Annotated in this window: 12 protein-coding genes; 2 read left to right on the top strand and 10 right to left on the bottom strand. The window is 71.0% G+C overall.

Annotated elements, in window-relative coordinates; genetic code table 11:
• The first annotated feature begins 39 nt into the window (after positions 1–39).
• The gene (locus ABZ911_RS17250; protein ID WP_358056190.1) at positions 40–642 is read left to right on the top strand and encodes a helix-turn-helix domain-containing protein; all 603 of its coding nucleotides are present in this window, start codon (positions 40–42) and stop codon (positions 640–642) included.
• Between the two features lie 28 nt (positions 643–670).
• Here ABZ911_RS17250 and ABZ911_RS17245 read toward each other — a convergent pair whose 3' ends face one another.
• From ABZ911_RS17245 to ABZ911_RS17210, 8 genes are all read right to left on the bottom strand, one after another.
• Positions 671–1,120 carry a hypothetical protein gene (locus ABZ911_RS17245; protein ID WP_358056188.1) on the bottom strand — a complete coding sequence of 150 codons (450 nt, stop codon included), beginning with the start codon at positions 1,118–1,120 and terminating at the stop codon, positions 671–673.
• A 158-nt stretch (positions 1,121–1,278) separates the two neighbouring features.
• Positions 1,279–2,397, bottom strand: a complete 1,119-nt coding sequence (locus ABZ911_RS17240) for a hypothetical protein (RefSeq protein ID WP_358056186.1) — start codon at positions 2,395–2,397, stop codon at positions 1,279–1,281.
• Between the two features lie 14 nt (positions 2,398–2,411).
• A complete protein-coding gene (locus tag ABZ911_RS17235) occupies positions 2,412–2,834 on the bottom strand; it encodes a FixH family protein (RefSeq protein WP_358056184.1) in 423 nt (140 codons plus the stop codon).
• The gene (locus tag ABZ911_RS17230) at positions 2,831–4,309 is read right to left on the bottom strand and encodes a hypothetical protein (RefSeq protein WP_358056182.1); all 1,479 of its coding nucleotides are present in this window, start codon (positions 4,307–4,309) and stop codon (positions 2,831–2,833) included. The genes ABZ911_RS17235 and ABZ911_RS17230 overlap by 4 nt, the downstream gene beginning before the upstream one ends.
• Positions 4,310–4,392: 83 nt before the next feature.
• Positions 4,393–5,043, bottom strand: coding sequence for a response regulator transcription factor (locus tag ABZ911_RS17225; protein WP_358056180.1), 651 nt, complete (start codon positions 5,041–5,043; stop codon positions 4,393–4,395).
• Positions 5,040–5,780, bottom strand: a complete 741-nt coding sequence (locus ABZ911_RS17220) for a histidine kinase (RefSeq protein ID WP_358056403.1) — start codon at positions 5,778–5,780, stop codon at positions 5,040–5,042. Before ABZ911_RS17220 ends, ABZ911_RS17225 begins: the two co-directional genes overlap by 4 nt.
• Before the next feature lie 76 nt (positions 5,781–5,856).
• Entirely contained in the window at positions 5,857–6,660 is an 804-nt protein-coding gene (locus ABZ911_RS17215) for an alpha/beta fold hydrolase (RefSeq protein ID WP_358056401.1), read from the bottom strand.
• A 150-nt stretch (positions 6,661–6,810) separates the two neighbouring features.
• Positions 6,811–10,212, bottom strand: a complete 3,402-nt coding sequence (locus tag ABZ911_RS17210) for a M28 family peptidase (protein ID WP_358056178.1) — start codon at positions 10,210–10,212, stop codon at positions 6,811–6,813.
• 269 nt (positions 10,213–10,481) lie between these two features.
• Between ABZ911_RS17210 and ABZ911_RS17205 the strand changes: the two genes are divergently transcribed.
• Entirely contained in the window at positions 10,482–11,246 is a 765-nt protein-coding gene (locus ABZ911_RS17205) for a Mut7-C RNAse domain-containing protein (RefSeq protein WP_358056176.1), read from the top strand.
• A 164-nt stretch (positions 11,247–11,410) separates the two neighbouring features.
• Here ABZ911_RS17205 and ABZ911_RS17200 read toward each other — a convergent pair whose 3' ends face one another.
• Together ABZ911_RS17200 and ABZ911_RS17195 are read right to left on the bottom strand one after the other, a co-directional pair.
• Positions 11,411–12,508, bottom strand: coding sequence for an ATP-binding protein (locus tag ABZ911_RS17200; protein WP_358056174.1), 1,098 nt, complete (start codon positions 12,506–12,508; stop codon positions 11,411–11,413).
• The gene (locus ABZ911_RS17195) at positions 12,505–13,158 is read right to left on the bottom strand and encodes a response regulator transcription factor (RefSeq protein WP_358056172.1); all 654 of its coding nucleotides are present in this window, start codon (positions 13,156–13,158) and stop codon (positions 12,505–12,507) included. The genes ABZ911_RS17200 and ABZ911_RS17195 overlap by 4 nt, the downstream gene beginning before the upstream one ends.
• Between the last annotated feature and the right edge of the window lie 85 nt (positions 13,159–13,243).

Raw genomic sequence — 13,243 nt, 5'->3', positions numbered from 1 at the left:
ACAAGAATACTTGTACAACCTCTCTTGTAGAGTGCTGGTATGGAACAGGCTCGCCATCTCGGCCCCAAGGACACCGGTGCGCTCAAAGCGCTCAGCCACCCCCTCCGGATGCGACTGCTCCTGATGGTCAGCGAGATCGGGCCGGCCACGGTCGGCATACTCGCCGAGCACCTGGCGCAGCCGGTGGGCGTGATCAGCTACCACATGCGGCAACTGGCCCTTCACAGGCTGGTGGAGGAGGTCCCGGAGTTGGCGCGGGATCGGCGCGAACGCTGGTGGCGGTACGTACCGACCGTGGAATTGACGCTGACGCCCTCGGAGTTCGCCGACGACCCGGTCGGGCAGCTCGCCTCGCGGGCCACGATGCTGCAGTGGGTGGAGGCCAGCGCCGAGCAGATGCGGCGGTGGGTGGAGGGTATGCACGCCTGGCCGCCGGAGTGGCAGGACGCCTCCGTGCTCAGCCGCATGGGGCCGATGCGGCTGACCGCGGAGGAACTGCAGCGGTTCGTGGATGAGCTGGACGAGCTGGTGGCGCGGTGGCGGACTCACGGGGAGAGTACGGACGACTCGGCGGACCGCAGGCAGGTCATCTTCGTCTGCCACGCCGAACCCCTGGGACCGCCGCCGAGCCGTCCCGCCTGAGACCGCCCCACCTTGAAGTGGGTGCCTATCAGCAGGCGGCGCGGACTCTGAGGAGGGGGCGGTTGCGCCGCCAGGCCACGGTGACGAAGGCGACCACACCCAGCAGCGGCAATGTGCTGATCGACCAGCTCAGGCCCAGCGGCGGGCCGGGCTGTTCCAGGACGGCGAGGTGGGTGAGCTCCCCCGTCCCGCGCCCCTGGGGGCCGTCGATCTCGAAGCGCAGTCCCCAGTCGCCCTCGGCCATGAGCGCCCTGATGTCCAGGCCCCACACGTCACGCTTGCGGGGGTGTCTGGCCAGGGGCTCGGACTCGTCGCCCAGCGGGCCGGTGATGGTGAGAGTGCCCTTCTTCCCGGCGATGCCGCCGTCGACGGCGAAGGAGAAGTCGAGCGAGCGGAGAGCCCGGAGCGGCCAGGTGCTGAACCCCACCGTGATCGCGTACGGCCCGGCCTGCACGCGCTCGGTGTGCACGACCCGCACAGGCTCGTACTCCTCAGCCGAAACCGAAACCGAAACCGAAACCGAAGCCGGAACCGAAGACAATGCCGACGCCGAGGCCGCCGGGAAGGCCGCGACGCAGGTGCTCGCCAGGGCGAGCGCCACCCCGGTCCTGATCAGGTGTGCCATGCCCATCGCGATCACCCTTCCTGCGGCGTGAGCTGCCGCAGCATCAGCCCGAACCGCCATCCGAGGAACCCGCCGACCACCCCGACGACACTCCCCACAACCCCCGAGCCCAGCAGGAACCCTGCCTCGGGCATCGGCACGCCGTACACCAGCGACTGCTGCACCGGGTTGGCCAGCGTCAGCAGCAGCCCCCCGAGGCCCCCGGCCAGCGGAGGCGCAGGCCACGGCTGGGACGAGCGGGTCACCCGCAGGACGCCCGCCATCAGTGCCCCGGCCAGTACCACCCCCATCGGGATGAGGGCCGCCATGGTGGGCAGGCCGCTGACGAAGTCGCGCATCGGCAGGTCGATGGAGGCGGCGTAGAGGCGGGTGGCCAGGGGGGCGAACCACCACAGCACGGCTTGTACGGCGCCGAGCGCCACGCCGATCCCCACCATGACCAGAGGGCGGCGGGTCAGGGACGCGACGGTCAGCAAGAGGACCACCGCGAAGAACGCCATCCCGACGCCGACCGCGTCCACCGAGTCGCCGAGCATCTGGAGCGCCAGCGTGGTGAGGGTGTTGAACGCCAGGAGCACGGCCGCCCCCGCGACCAGCCCGGCCAGGCTCCACATCTGGTCCTTGGCCGCCGCGAACACGATGACCGCCCCGATCATCGACACGGTGATCGACAGCAGCAGCCCGACGTGCGGAGGCGAGTCGATCACGGCGTCGAAGCCGTAGAGCTGGTGCCACCACAGATCCCACAGGCCGTACATGAGGAACGACGCCGCGCCGACCCCCGACACGAGGTAGCCGAGCGGTGCTTTGAACGTGCCCCGCAGCACCCCGATCGAGCGGCCCCCAGCCTCCGGGTCGATGGGGCGGCCCGCGCGGGCGGCGGCGGTGGTCACGAGCACGACGTACAGGCTGACCAGCCCGGCGATGGCGCTGCCCGCGTAGAGGAACAGGTGCGGGAGCGTGAAGAACGTGTCCGGCCCGACATCGCTGTGCCACTGGGCGTCCCAGGCGAGGCCGAAGAGCGAGATCGACGCGCCCGCCAGGACCAGGCTCGCGGGCAGGCCTTTGGCCACGGCCACGGCCGGCCCGGCGCGACGGCTCACGCGGGTGCTGGAGAGGGAGAGGTCCATGGATGGATGCCCTTTCAGGAGGAGATGAGGAGAGGGATGACGACGCGGTCGGCCCCACCTGGGCCGTTGATCGTGACGCTGACATTCCAGACGCCCGCCATAGGCTGTTCGCCCAGCGTGACGCGATACCTGCCCTGGCCCTGCGGTCGCGCGGCCGCCGGTGCGATGGCGTGCCCCATGTGCGTCATCACCGGCTCCACCAGCACGCTGTACGGCGAAGCCGCCCGCCCTCGCGCGTCGTCCACGGCGATGGACCAGGTCCGGGCGTCGCCCACGGTCAGGCGCACGGTGTGCCGGGCGGTGACCGCCTGGTACTCGTCCGGCCCCGATCCGCCGCCCGGCCAGAGCATCCAGCCGAGCCCGGCCAGCATCGCGACCGAGACCAGGATGACCGCCGGGACGCCGCGCCGCGGCCGGGGAGGTGTTTCCGTGCTCATGACCGCCTTCCTTCCTGCCCCGGGATGTCCAGGGCGATGGGGATGGTCAGCACCGAGTACCCGCGCTGAACCTGGATCCAGAGCCGATACCGTCCGGGGCTGGTGAAGGTGTGGGTGAAGCGCACATCCGGGCCGAACGCGGCCACGGTCTCGTCGGGCGGGTTCTCCAGGGTGTTGCTGACCGGGGCCATCGCGTGGGTGTGGGCCCAGGTGGGGGCGGTGGTCGCGCCGGCGCCCACCTCGCGGGACCCCTTGGGGAGCGGTCCCACGATGATCATGTGGCCGAGCATGCCGAGCCACGGCTGCAGGTCGGGCCGGTCACCGATCCGGGCGCTGACCGTGGTCGCGCCGCCCAGGCCGCCGACCGCCACGTTCACCTTGACCCCGCCCACCACCCGGGCACCCGGCCCGGCGGGCTCGGGCGACGACTCCGGCGAACCGGGTCCCCGTACCTGGAGGCCGGTGGGAAGCCGGAGCATCTGTACCCCGCCGCCGCGCCGCGCCACCTCGGCCGCCAGCGCGTACGTCCCGCCCTCGGGCGGCGTGAACCGCGCCTCGTACTCCCCCGGCGCGACCAGCACCGGGTGCAGGTGCCACAGTCCCCCGGACGGCCCGATGATCACGAGATGCACGAAGGCGTTGTGATGCACGAGCAGGTCGTCCACCGGCCGCCCGGTGGACCCGTCGGCCAGCGCCAGCCGTACCTCCGCCGCCCGCCCGGCCACCGGCGCGCCCGGGGTCCGCACGTGGAGGCTCGCCGGGGGGCGGGAGTAGTCGGCCGCCGGGACGGCCGCCGCGCCGTACGGGTCGGTGACGTTGTCGATCGTCGGGTCGACGCGGCTGCCCGGGGCGGGGAGCGGCGGGATGCTCGACGACAGGATCGCCGCCGTCACCGCCACCGCGACCGCCATCAGGAGCCCGCCGGCAGGGATCATCACCGTCCAGGTACGGCGGGCCCGCACCGCGAGCACCAGCGCGGCCAGCAGCGACACCCCGGCCGCCGTGAAGCCGCCGTAGGTGGCCGCCTCCCAGCGCGTGATCACCTTGACCGGGACCACGAACGGAATCCGGGCCACCCGCAGGCCGTCGTCCACCTCCAGCGCCCACGGGCCCGGCCGGTCCACCCGCAGGGTCTGCCCGTACAGGCCGGGCTCCGCGCCGAGGGAGACGGCGGCCGAGCTGGTCACGGTGCCCGCGGGCGGCAGCCCCTCGGGCGGCGTGCCGGACCCGGCGGCGGCCAGGCGCAGGTCGAGCCGCCCCGCGGGGGAGCCCGCGTGGGTGACGATCTCGATCCGCACCGGGCCGGGCACCGCGTCCATGCGGCGGATCACCACGGTCAGCTCGCGCTCGCCGAGGCTCTGCGCCACCTGCACGTCGTTGCCGACCGGCGCTCCGTCGGCGTACACCGGAGAGGAGCCGAGCAGCATGGCACCCAGCAGAAGTGCCAGGGTTGTCAGGAAGTGTCTGGGATTCATCGCGGGCAACGCTACGAAGCGCGCGTCCGCGAGTCGTCACGGCCAGGCGTGACCTGTGATCCCCTGTACGGGGGACAGAACCCCTACTTCATGAGGCCGGCGCGGTAGGCGAACACCGCGGCGTGCACCCGATCCCGGAGCCCCAGCTTGGCCAGCACCCTCGACACATGGGTCTTGACCGTCTCCTCGCCCACCCGCAGTTCCTCGGCGATCTCGGCGTTGCTCCTGGCCTCGGCGATGAGCAGCAGCACCTCGCGCTCGCGCGCGGTCAACCGGTCCAGCTCGGGGGTGGCGGCCGGGGTTTCGAGCGAGGTGGCGAAGGTGGCGATCAGCCGCCGGGTCACCGACGGGTCGATGAGCGCGTCGCCCCGGGCTGCCACCCTGATCGCCGACATCAGCTCCTCCGGCGGCAGGCTCTTGAGCAGGAAGCCGCTCGCGCCCGCCCGGATCGCGCGGTAGACGTAGGCGTCGGCGTCGTAGGTGGTCAGCACGAGCACCCGGGTGGCGTTGCCCGGCCTGTTCATGATCGCCTCGGTGGCCTCCAGGCCGTCCAGCCTGGGCATCCGCACGTCCAGCACGGCCACGTCGGGGCGCAGCCGCGCCACCTCGCTCACCGCCGCCCTTCCGTCGCCCACCTCGGCGACGCACTCCAGGCCGGGCTGGGTGTCGAGGACGGCCAGCACCCCCGACCGGAACATCGAGTGATCGTCGGCCAGCAGAATCCTGATCGTCACAGCTCATCCCTTGGTCGAGGCGTCACGGCAGCTCCTCCGCGGTCGGTGAAGTCGGCCTCGAAGCGCCAGGTGCGCCCGCCCCGTTCGGGCCCGTAGCGGACCGTGCCGCCGAACAGCGCCACCCGCTGCCGCAGCCCGGCCAGTCCGCGCCCGGCCCCGCGCGCCCCGAACCTGAGTGGTGCCGCGTCCATCCCGTTCGTCACCACCACGCCCACCCCGTCGTCGCGATATCGGAGCTCGACATCGGCCCCCGCGCCGTCGCCGTGCCGTACGGCGTTGGTCAGGGCCTCCTGGACCGCCCGGTACACCGCCATGTCCACCGACCCGCTCAGCTCCCGGCGCCGCCCCTGCGCGGCCAGCCGTACCGGGAGGCCGGCCGCCCGTACCCCGTCCAGCAGGTCGTCGATGTTGTCCAGGCCCGGTTGCCGGTGCGCCGCCCCCGGCCCGCCGCCGTGCAGGACGTCCAGCAGCCTGCGCAGGTCGACCATGGCGGCCCGGCTGGAGCTCTCCACGGCCGACAACGACCGGTGTACGGCGGGCGCCGGGTCGGCGAGGCTCATCCTGGCGGCTCCCGCGTGCATGCCGATGGTGCTGACATGGTGCGAGATGACGTCGTGCAGGTCGCGGGCCAGCGCCGTACGCTCCCGGAGCACCGCCCGCTGCACCGCGGCCTGTTCGTCGCGGCGAAGCCGTTCGGCGTGCTGCTCCAGCTCGTCGATGTAGCGGCGGCGGGCCATCGTGAAGCGGCCCACCAGCCACGGCAGCAGGCAACTCGTCACGGTCACGACCGCGACCAGCCGCCAGTCCGCGTCCTCACCGGCGCCCAGCCAGGGGTGTACGGCCAGCCCGGCCATCAGGAACCCGAGCGCCACGAACGCCGACCGGGTGCGCAACCACGCCCCGGCCAGGAACGCTGCCACGATCAGCCCCGCGTTGTTGGCATCGGTCGCGCTGGCCTGGGTGGGCACGACGAGAGGTACGGCGGCGGCCATGACGGCGTGCGCGATCGCCACCTCCATCGACCAGCGGGGCGGCGCGGCGAGCAGGAGGTCGGCCAGGATCACGAGGGGAAGCACCACCCAGAGCAGTCCGGCGGTGTGGTCCCAGGTGAGGAGCATGCCGCACATGTCGGCGGCGACGCAGACGGCGGCGACGGCCAGCGCCTGCCAGGTGGCGGCCCCGTTGTACTGGTCCAGGATGGCGCGTTCGGCCTGGATGCGGCGGGAGCGAGGGGGGTCCGCGGGGGTGCTCATCCTCGAAGGGCGTTCCGGGTGCCGTGCATGGGCCGATCCTAGAGGGCTGAGGATCTTCGGCGATCCCCTCGACCGCGCACGCGAGCGCGAACGGCGCGCCTTGCGAGTTGCCGACCACTGCCGGGGATCCCAACCCGCGCAGCCCGGCGAGATGGCGGATGTCGGCGGCGAAGTCCGCGAAGGTCCGGCCGGGCGCGGGTGCCGAGGCGCCGAGTCCCGGGCGGTCCACGGAGACAAGACGCAGGCCGAGCGCGTCGACGACATCCGTGCCGAATCCGAGCCGACGACTCGTGGCCGCCCCCGGGCACAGCAGCACCGGAATTCCGTCCGGCGCCCCCCCACTCGGCCCAGCCGAGCTGCCCATCGGGCAGCCGGCTCTCACCGAGCCGAGCGGGATCGTCTACGCGCACACTCATGAACCCACTATGGCCGGGTGCGACGCTGCGGTAGGGGTGCGGTCACGCACCAAAGACCGTGGTCCCGGCCGGAGAACCGGCCGGGACCACGGGTGTATCTAGAGAGTGATGCTCCAGGAGTCCAGGACTCCGGTGTCCTGTGCGTAGACATCCTCGATGTCCAGCACCCACGTGCCGGACGCCGGCTGGGTCACCGGCACCGAGAAGCTTCTGGTGCCGAAGACCGAGCAGGAGCTACCGCCGGCGGACCTGAGCTTGTACCAGGAGCCGTTGGGGCCGCGCAGCCAGATCTCCAGGTCCTCGATGCAGGTGTGCGTGCTGGTGATCGAGATCTTCACCGGAGACACGGCACTACCGGTCGCGGTCGAGGTGATGGGGCTCTGAATGTAGGCGAAGTCGCGGATGTTGTAGTCGGTGTCGTTGCGGAACGTGCGTCCCGGCGTGGTGTTCTGCACGGTCAGGGTGAACACCGTGTTGTGCGCGCCGGTCTCGCCGGTGCCGACGATCGTCACCTGGTGGTTGCCCGCCGGTGCCGACGCGGTGGTGCTGATCGTCAGCGTGGAGTTGCCGCCCGAGGTGACCGACGCCGGGTTGAAGTTCACCGAGACGCCCGCCGGCAGGCCGGTGGCGGTCAGGTTGACCGTCTGCGCGGTGCCCGCGGTGGTCTGGGTGGCGACCGTCGTGGTGATCGCCTGGCCGGCCTGGACGGTGCCGGACGAGGGGTTCACCGCGACGGAGAAGTCCCGCGAGGTGGGGGTGCCCACCGCGAGCTTCCAGATGGCGTACGCCGAGGCGTCGGCGGCCCTGTCCAGGATCGTGTCGTTGATGTTGGTGGTGGTGTCGCAGGAGGCGTGGTAGCAGGAGTCGTAGGCCTGGCCTGCGGTTCCTCCCCACTTGGCGGCCTGCGCCGAGGACTTGGTGTAGCTGGCGCCCGCCGCCACACCCGACGTCGCGATGCCCGCGTTGCGGAACGAGGCGTCGTCGGAGCGGTTGGCACCCTCGGTGTTCTCCTCCGGCTGGAGGTTCAGCGCGTCGTAGAACGCCTTGAGATGGGTGGCCGCGGTGGTGTTGATGTTGTTGATGAAGTAGCCACCGTTGCGCGAGCCGACCATGTCGTAGTTGTGGTAGACCTTGATCTTGGCCCGCTCGGTCGAGTTGAGCGAGGCGACGTAGCCCTCGGAGCCGTTGAGCCCCTGCTCCTCGTCGCTCCACCAGCCGAACCTGACGTGCTTGGCCATGGTCGGGTTCTTGGCGGCGAGGGTCAGCGCGACTTCGAGAAGGGCGCCGGAGCCCGAGCCGTTGTCGTTGATGCCCGGTCCCGCGGCGACGCTGTCGAGGTGGGCGCCGGCCATGATCACCTGGTTGGCGTCACCGCCGGGCCAGTCCGCGATCAGGTTCGGTCCCGCGCCGGAGCCGCAGGTGGAGCCGCAGTTCTGGCGTACCACGGTGTAGCCGGCGGCGGTGAGCTTCTGCTCCAGGTAGGAGACGGAGGCGGTGTAGCCCGCGCCGGTGGACCTGCGGTTGCCGCCGTTGTTGGTGGCGATCGTCTGCAGTTGCGCCAGATGCGCCTTCACATTGGCCAGGCTGACGTCAGGCGGATCGGTCGGGTTGGGCCCCCCGCCCACGGTCAGGGCGTAGGTGGCGGTGTGGGTGGCCGTCTGGCCGGTGCCCGTGACGGTGACGTTGTAGTTGCCGGTCGGCGTCGACCCGCTGGTCTGGATCGTCAGCGTGGAGGAGTTGCCGCTGGTCACCGGGGTGGTGCTGAACTGGGCCGTGGCGCCGGAGGGCAGGCCGGAGGCGGCGAGGCTCACCGACTGCGGGTTGCCCGCGGTGGTCTGGGTGCCGACGGTCGTCTGCACGGACTGACCAGGCTGGACCGTGCCGGAGCCAGGGTTCGTGCTGATGGAGAAGTCCTGGTTCGGCGCGGTGCAGGTGGGCTCGCCGGTCTGCACCGGCACGCTCACCGCGTTCCACGCCGCCTTGGTCGTGGCGCACTCGACGCTGTTGGCGCCGTACAGTTCCACGGCCGCGGCCAGCGACGCCGAGCGGACGCCCGCGTAGCGCCAGCTCGAGGTCTTGCGGGCCAGGGCGCCCATGAAGATCTTGCCGGCCTTCTGGATGCCGACGCCGGTGACCGACGAGGGGCCGCCGCTGCAGATCGGGCTGGCCGGCTTGCCGCCGCCCGGCGCCGAGCCCTCGGCCAGCAGGTAGAACCAGTGGTTGAGGGGGCCGGCCGCCGCGTGCACCTCGGTGCTGGGGATCGAGGAGGACCAGCAGTTCGGGTCGCCGACGCGCGAGGGGTCGTACATGTACCTGATCGGGCCGTCGCCGACCAGGTTGACCTCCTCGCCCACCTCGTAGTCCGGCGGGTCGCTCGGGTGGTTGGCGTAGTGCTCGGTCAGGGCGCCGAAGATGTCGCCCGTGCCCTCGTTGATGCCGCCGTTCTCGTTGCCGGAACCGGCGCCGCCCGGGGTGGTCTGGAAGATGGCGTGGCCGTACTCGTGGCCGACCACGTCGATCGGGGTGGCCTGGCGCTGGTTGTCCTGGGAGTGGCCGAAGTTGGTGAAGCTGCCGTTCCAGTAGGCGTTGACGTCCGCCAGGCCGACCCTGGCGGGGAAGCCGCGTCCCTGGCCGTCGATGCCGCTACGGCCGAGCCAGTCGCGCAGCATGTCCCACTCGCGCTGCGCGCTGTAGAGCGCGTCGACGCAGGCGGTCTCCAGGTTGGTGCCGGAGTTGTTGCCCCAGACGTCGTCGGGTCCGGTGAACGGCTGGCCGTTCTGACCGCCGCACTGGATGCCGGGCCGTGAGGTGTCGACCATGCGGTAGGTGCCGGTGGCCTGGCTGGTGTCGATGGTCACGTTCGGGTAGTAGTTGCCGTTGCCGGTGCCGGCCCGCACCTCGTCGTAGGAGTCGGCGACCTTGCCGGTGCGGGCGTCGACGAAGACGTGCTGCTTGCTCGGTTTGCCGTCGGCGACGCCGGAGACCACGGTCTCCCAGGCGAGCTTGGACCGCGAGCCCCAGGCCAGCACGACGAGGCGGGGCGCCTCACTGTCGTCCACGCGGGACAGGCGGGCCCTGGACGTCTTGATCGCCTGCTCGGCGCTCACCCGCGGTTTCACGTTGACGTCCACGCCGGGTCCGGAGGCGGCGGTGGTGTCGCGCACCCGTCCCTCGGAGTCGGTGACGACGACGGCGTCGCCGCCGACGACCGGCAAGCCCTTGTAGGTGCGCTCGTAGGAGACATAGAACATGCCACTGGCGCCGGCCGTCACGGCTCGGCGCCAGTAGGTCTCGTCGGGTCCCTTGCGTAACTCGTCCAGCCCGCTGGAGACGGCCTTGTCGGCCGCCGCCGCGGCGAGACCCTTGGGGTCGTTCGCCGCTGCCAGGTTCGGTGAGGGGTTCACGCCGGGAGGGGCCGCCGCGGCGGCGGCCGGATTGATCACCAAGGCTGCCGCGGTGGCCAGCCCGGCGACTGCCGCGAGAACGGATCTGCGTTGCACTCGCCAGTTCCTTTCATGCGGCCGTCCACGCGCACCCGCCATGTGTGGGCGGGGCGGTGTGGAGGCGGGGGGTGTTTGGTGACTTGACAATAGATCCGCACAGGCAGCCAAGACATCCGTATACATATCGGTATAGGTACGGAAATAACGGCGAAGTATGCCACTTAACGAATGGAGACCGGCGTCTCCCCGGCCGTTTCGGACGGGCTGATCGGGATCTCAGGAGTTTGCCACTGCCCTGGCACCCATAGAGACGGGCGAAAACGGGCATGCGTTCACGCCGTCCGCGATGGCATGCTGGCAACGTGGTCGTACACCTTCGCATCTCCGCAGAGCTGAGGCTCTTCCTGCCGGTGGCCCGTCGCCAGGAGTGGCACCAGGTGCCGCTCGACGGTACAGCCACGCTCGGGCACCTGGTCGAGTCGCTCGGCATCCCGCTGACCGAGGTCGGGCCGATGAGAGCCGGCGACAGCGGAGTCGAGCCGTCGTATCAGCCCGCCTCGGGCGACGTGGTCGAGGTGCCGCCGGTGCCGCGCCCGCAGTGGCTGCCGGAGGAGCCGCGGTTCCTGCTGGACGTGCACCTGGGCACGCTGGCCCGGCGGCTGCGCCTGCTGGGCGTCGACACCGCCTACCACAACGACATGGACGACCCCTCGCTCGTCGTGCAGGCCAACGAGGAGCGGCGGGTGCTGCTGACCCAGGATCGCGGACTGCTGCGCCGCCGCGCGCTGTGGCTGGGCGCGTACGTGCGGGGCTCGAACGCCGAGGAGCAGCTCAGCGACCTGCTCGGGCGGTTCGCACCGCCGCTGCGACCCTGGACGCGCTGCACGGCGTGCAACGGCGAACTGGTCACGGTCGGCAAGGAGGAGGTCGAACCGCTGCTCCAGGCGGGCACCCGTCGCCACTACGACACCTACGGCCAGTGCGGCGACTGCGGGCAGGTCTACTGGCACGGCGCCCACAGCGACCACCTGGAGGAGATCGTGCGCACCGCCTCCGCGCACCCGGCGAGCCGTACCGCCTCGGGCGGGTAGGGCCACCAGGTTCCCGCGGTCCGGTCCGATATTCCTTCACGACCCACACAGCAACGATCGACGCTGCATTAACCCATAAGGTCATTGCAATATGAGGTGGCCCTTAAAGTAGCGGATCCATCGGCTTGACGGGCCACGAAATACAACGTAGTTTTCATGGCCATTCAAAGGGGATTCGTCGTAATCCCCCGAAGGCGACCCGGATGTCTCGCGAACACCACGGCGAGTTCCAACCCGCCCCCCGGGTTGGGGCTCACCCGTACGTCGGCCCCGTGCGCCTTCGCGATCGACGCGACGATGGACAGTCCGAGCCCGGTGCCCTGCTCGCGGGTGGTGTGCAGACGCCGGAAGGGCTCGAAGAGGTCGCCGAAACGTTCCCTCGGCACCTCCGGTCCGGTGTTGCGGACGGTCAGAACTCCGTGGGTCAGTGTGATCTCAACGGTTCCGCCGGAACGGTTGTAGCGGATCGCGTTGTCGACGAGGTTGGTGACGAGCCGGTTCAGCAGGACCGGATCCCCGTCGACGACGAACGGCTCGGTGCGCGCCGTCACGGTGATGTCGTCCGAGCCTCCTTCGGCCAGGACCAGCCGTACCACCTCGTCCAGGGCCACCGGCCGCCTCCGATCCAGGCCGTGTTCCGCCTGGGCCAGGACCAGCAGGGCGTCGATGAGGTTCTCGGTGCGGTGGTTGTGGAACAGGAGCTTGTCGCGGATCTCGCCGACGTCCTCGGGGAGGCCGATCTCGATCGCCGCCCGCTGGACGGCCAGCGGGGTCCGCAACTCGTGGGACGCGTTCGCGATGAACCGCCGCTGCGCCTCGACGGAGCGTTCGAGCCGGTCGAGCATCGCGTCGAAGGTGTCGGCCAGTTCCTTCAGTTCGTCCCTCGGCCCGGAGAGCGCGATCCGTTCGTGCAGGTTCGAGACGGACAGCCGCCGCGCGGTGGCGGTGATCCGGTGGATGGGCCGCAGGATCCGCCCGGCGACCAGCCAGCCGACGATCACCGACACCAGCGCCAGGACCCCGACCGTCAGCGCGGCCACCCCCCACTGATAGTTGATCACCTCCTCCACCAGGTCGGGCAGCGGCGGCGGCCGGTCCACCAGGTCTCCCCGAACCGGCGCGTCCGGCGGGTCGGGGAGCCCCCCGATCCGCGAGCGCAGCGCCTGGCGCAGCAGCAGGTTGACCGTGACCAGGAGCACCACCGAGGTCAGCAGGAACAACCCGGAGTAGATCAGCGTGAGCCGTACCCGGACCGTGGTCACAGCAGGTAGCCCGCGCCGGGGACCGTCTGGATGCACGGCGGGTCGCCCAGCTTGGCCCGCAGGCGGCTGACCACGACCCGCACCACCGTCGTGAACGGATCGGCGTTCTCGTCCCACGCCTCTTCGAGCAGCCGTTCGGAGCTCACGACCGCGCCGTCCGCCCGCATCAGCACCTCAAGGACGGCGAACTCCTTGAGGGACAGGTGCAGATGCCGCCCGTCCCGTGACGCCTGCAGCCGGTGCGTGTCGACCACGATCCCGTGCCGCATCAGCACCGGCGGCACCCGCGAGCGGCTGCGCCGCCCCAGCGCCTGCACCCGTGCGACCAGCTCGGCGTAGTCGAACGGCTTGGGCAGATAGTCGTCGGCCCCCATCCCGAGCCCCGCGACCCGCTCCGGCACCGCCGCGGCCGCCGTCATCATCAGGATCCGGGTACGGCTCCCGCGCTCCACCAGCTCACGGCAGACGAGATCCCCGTGCATCACCGGCAGGTCCCGGTCCAGCACGAGAACGTCGTAGTCGTGCACCGCCAGCCGCTCCGCCGCGGCGGCTCCGTCGTACACCACGTCGACGGCCATGGCGTGGCGGCGTAACCCGACCGCCACGAGATCGGCCAGGTCGCGTTCGTCTTCGGCTACCAGAACCCGCATACCGATGTTCGTACCGGAATCGGGGTAACAGTGGCGTTAACCGTTTCGTTCACGGCCGTGCAACCCGCCTCCGGCCACCATGGCG

It is taken from the genome of Nonomuraea sp. NPDC046570 (assembly GCF_040645915.1).
GTDB lineage: Bacteria > Actinomycetota > Actinomycetes > Streptosporangiales > Streptosporangiaceae > Nonomuraea.
This window is presented reverse-complemented; position numbering and strand designations above follow the sequence as displayed.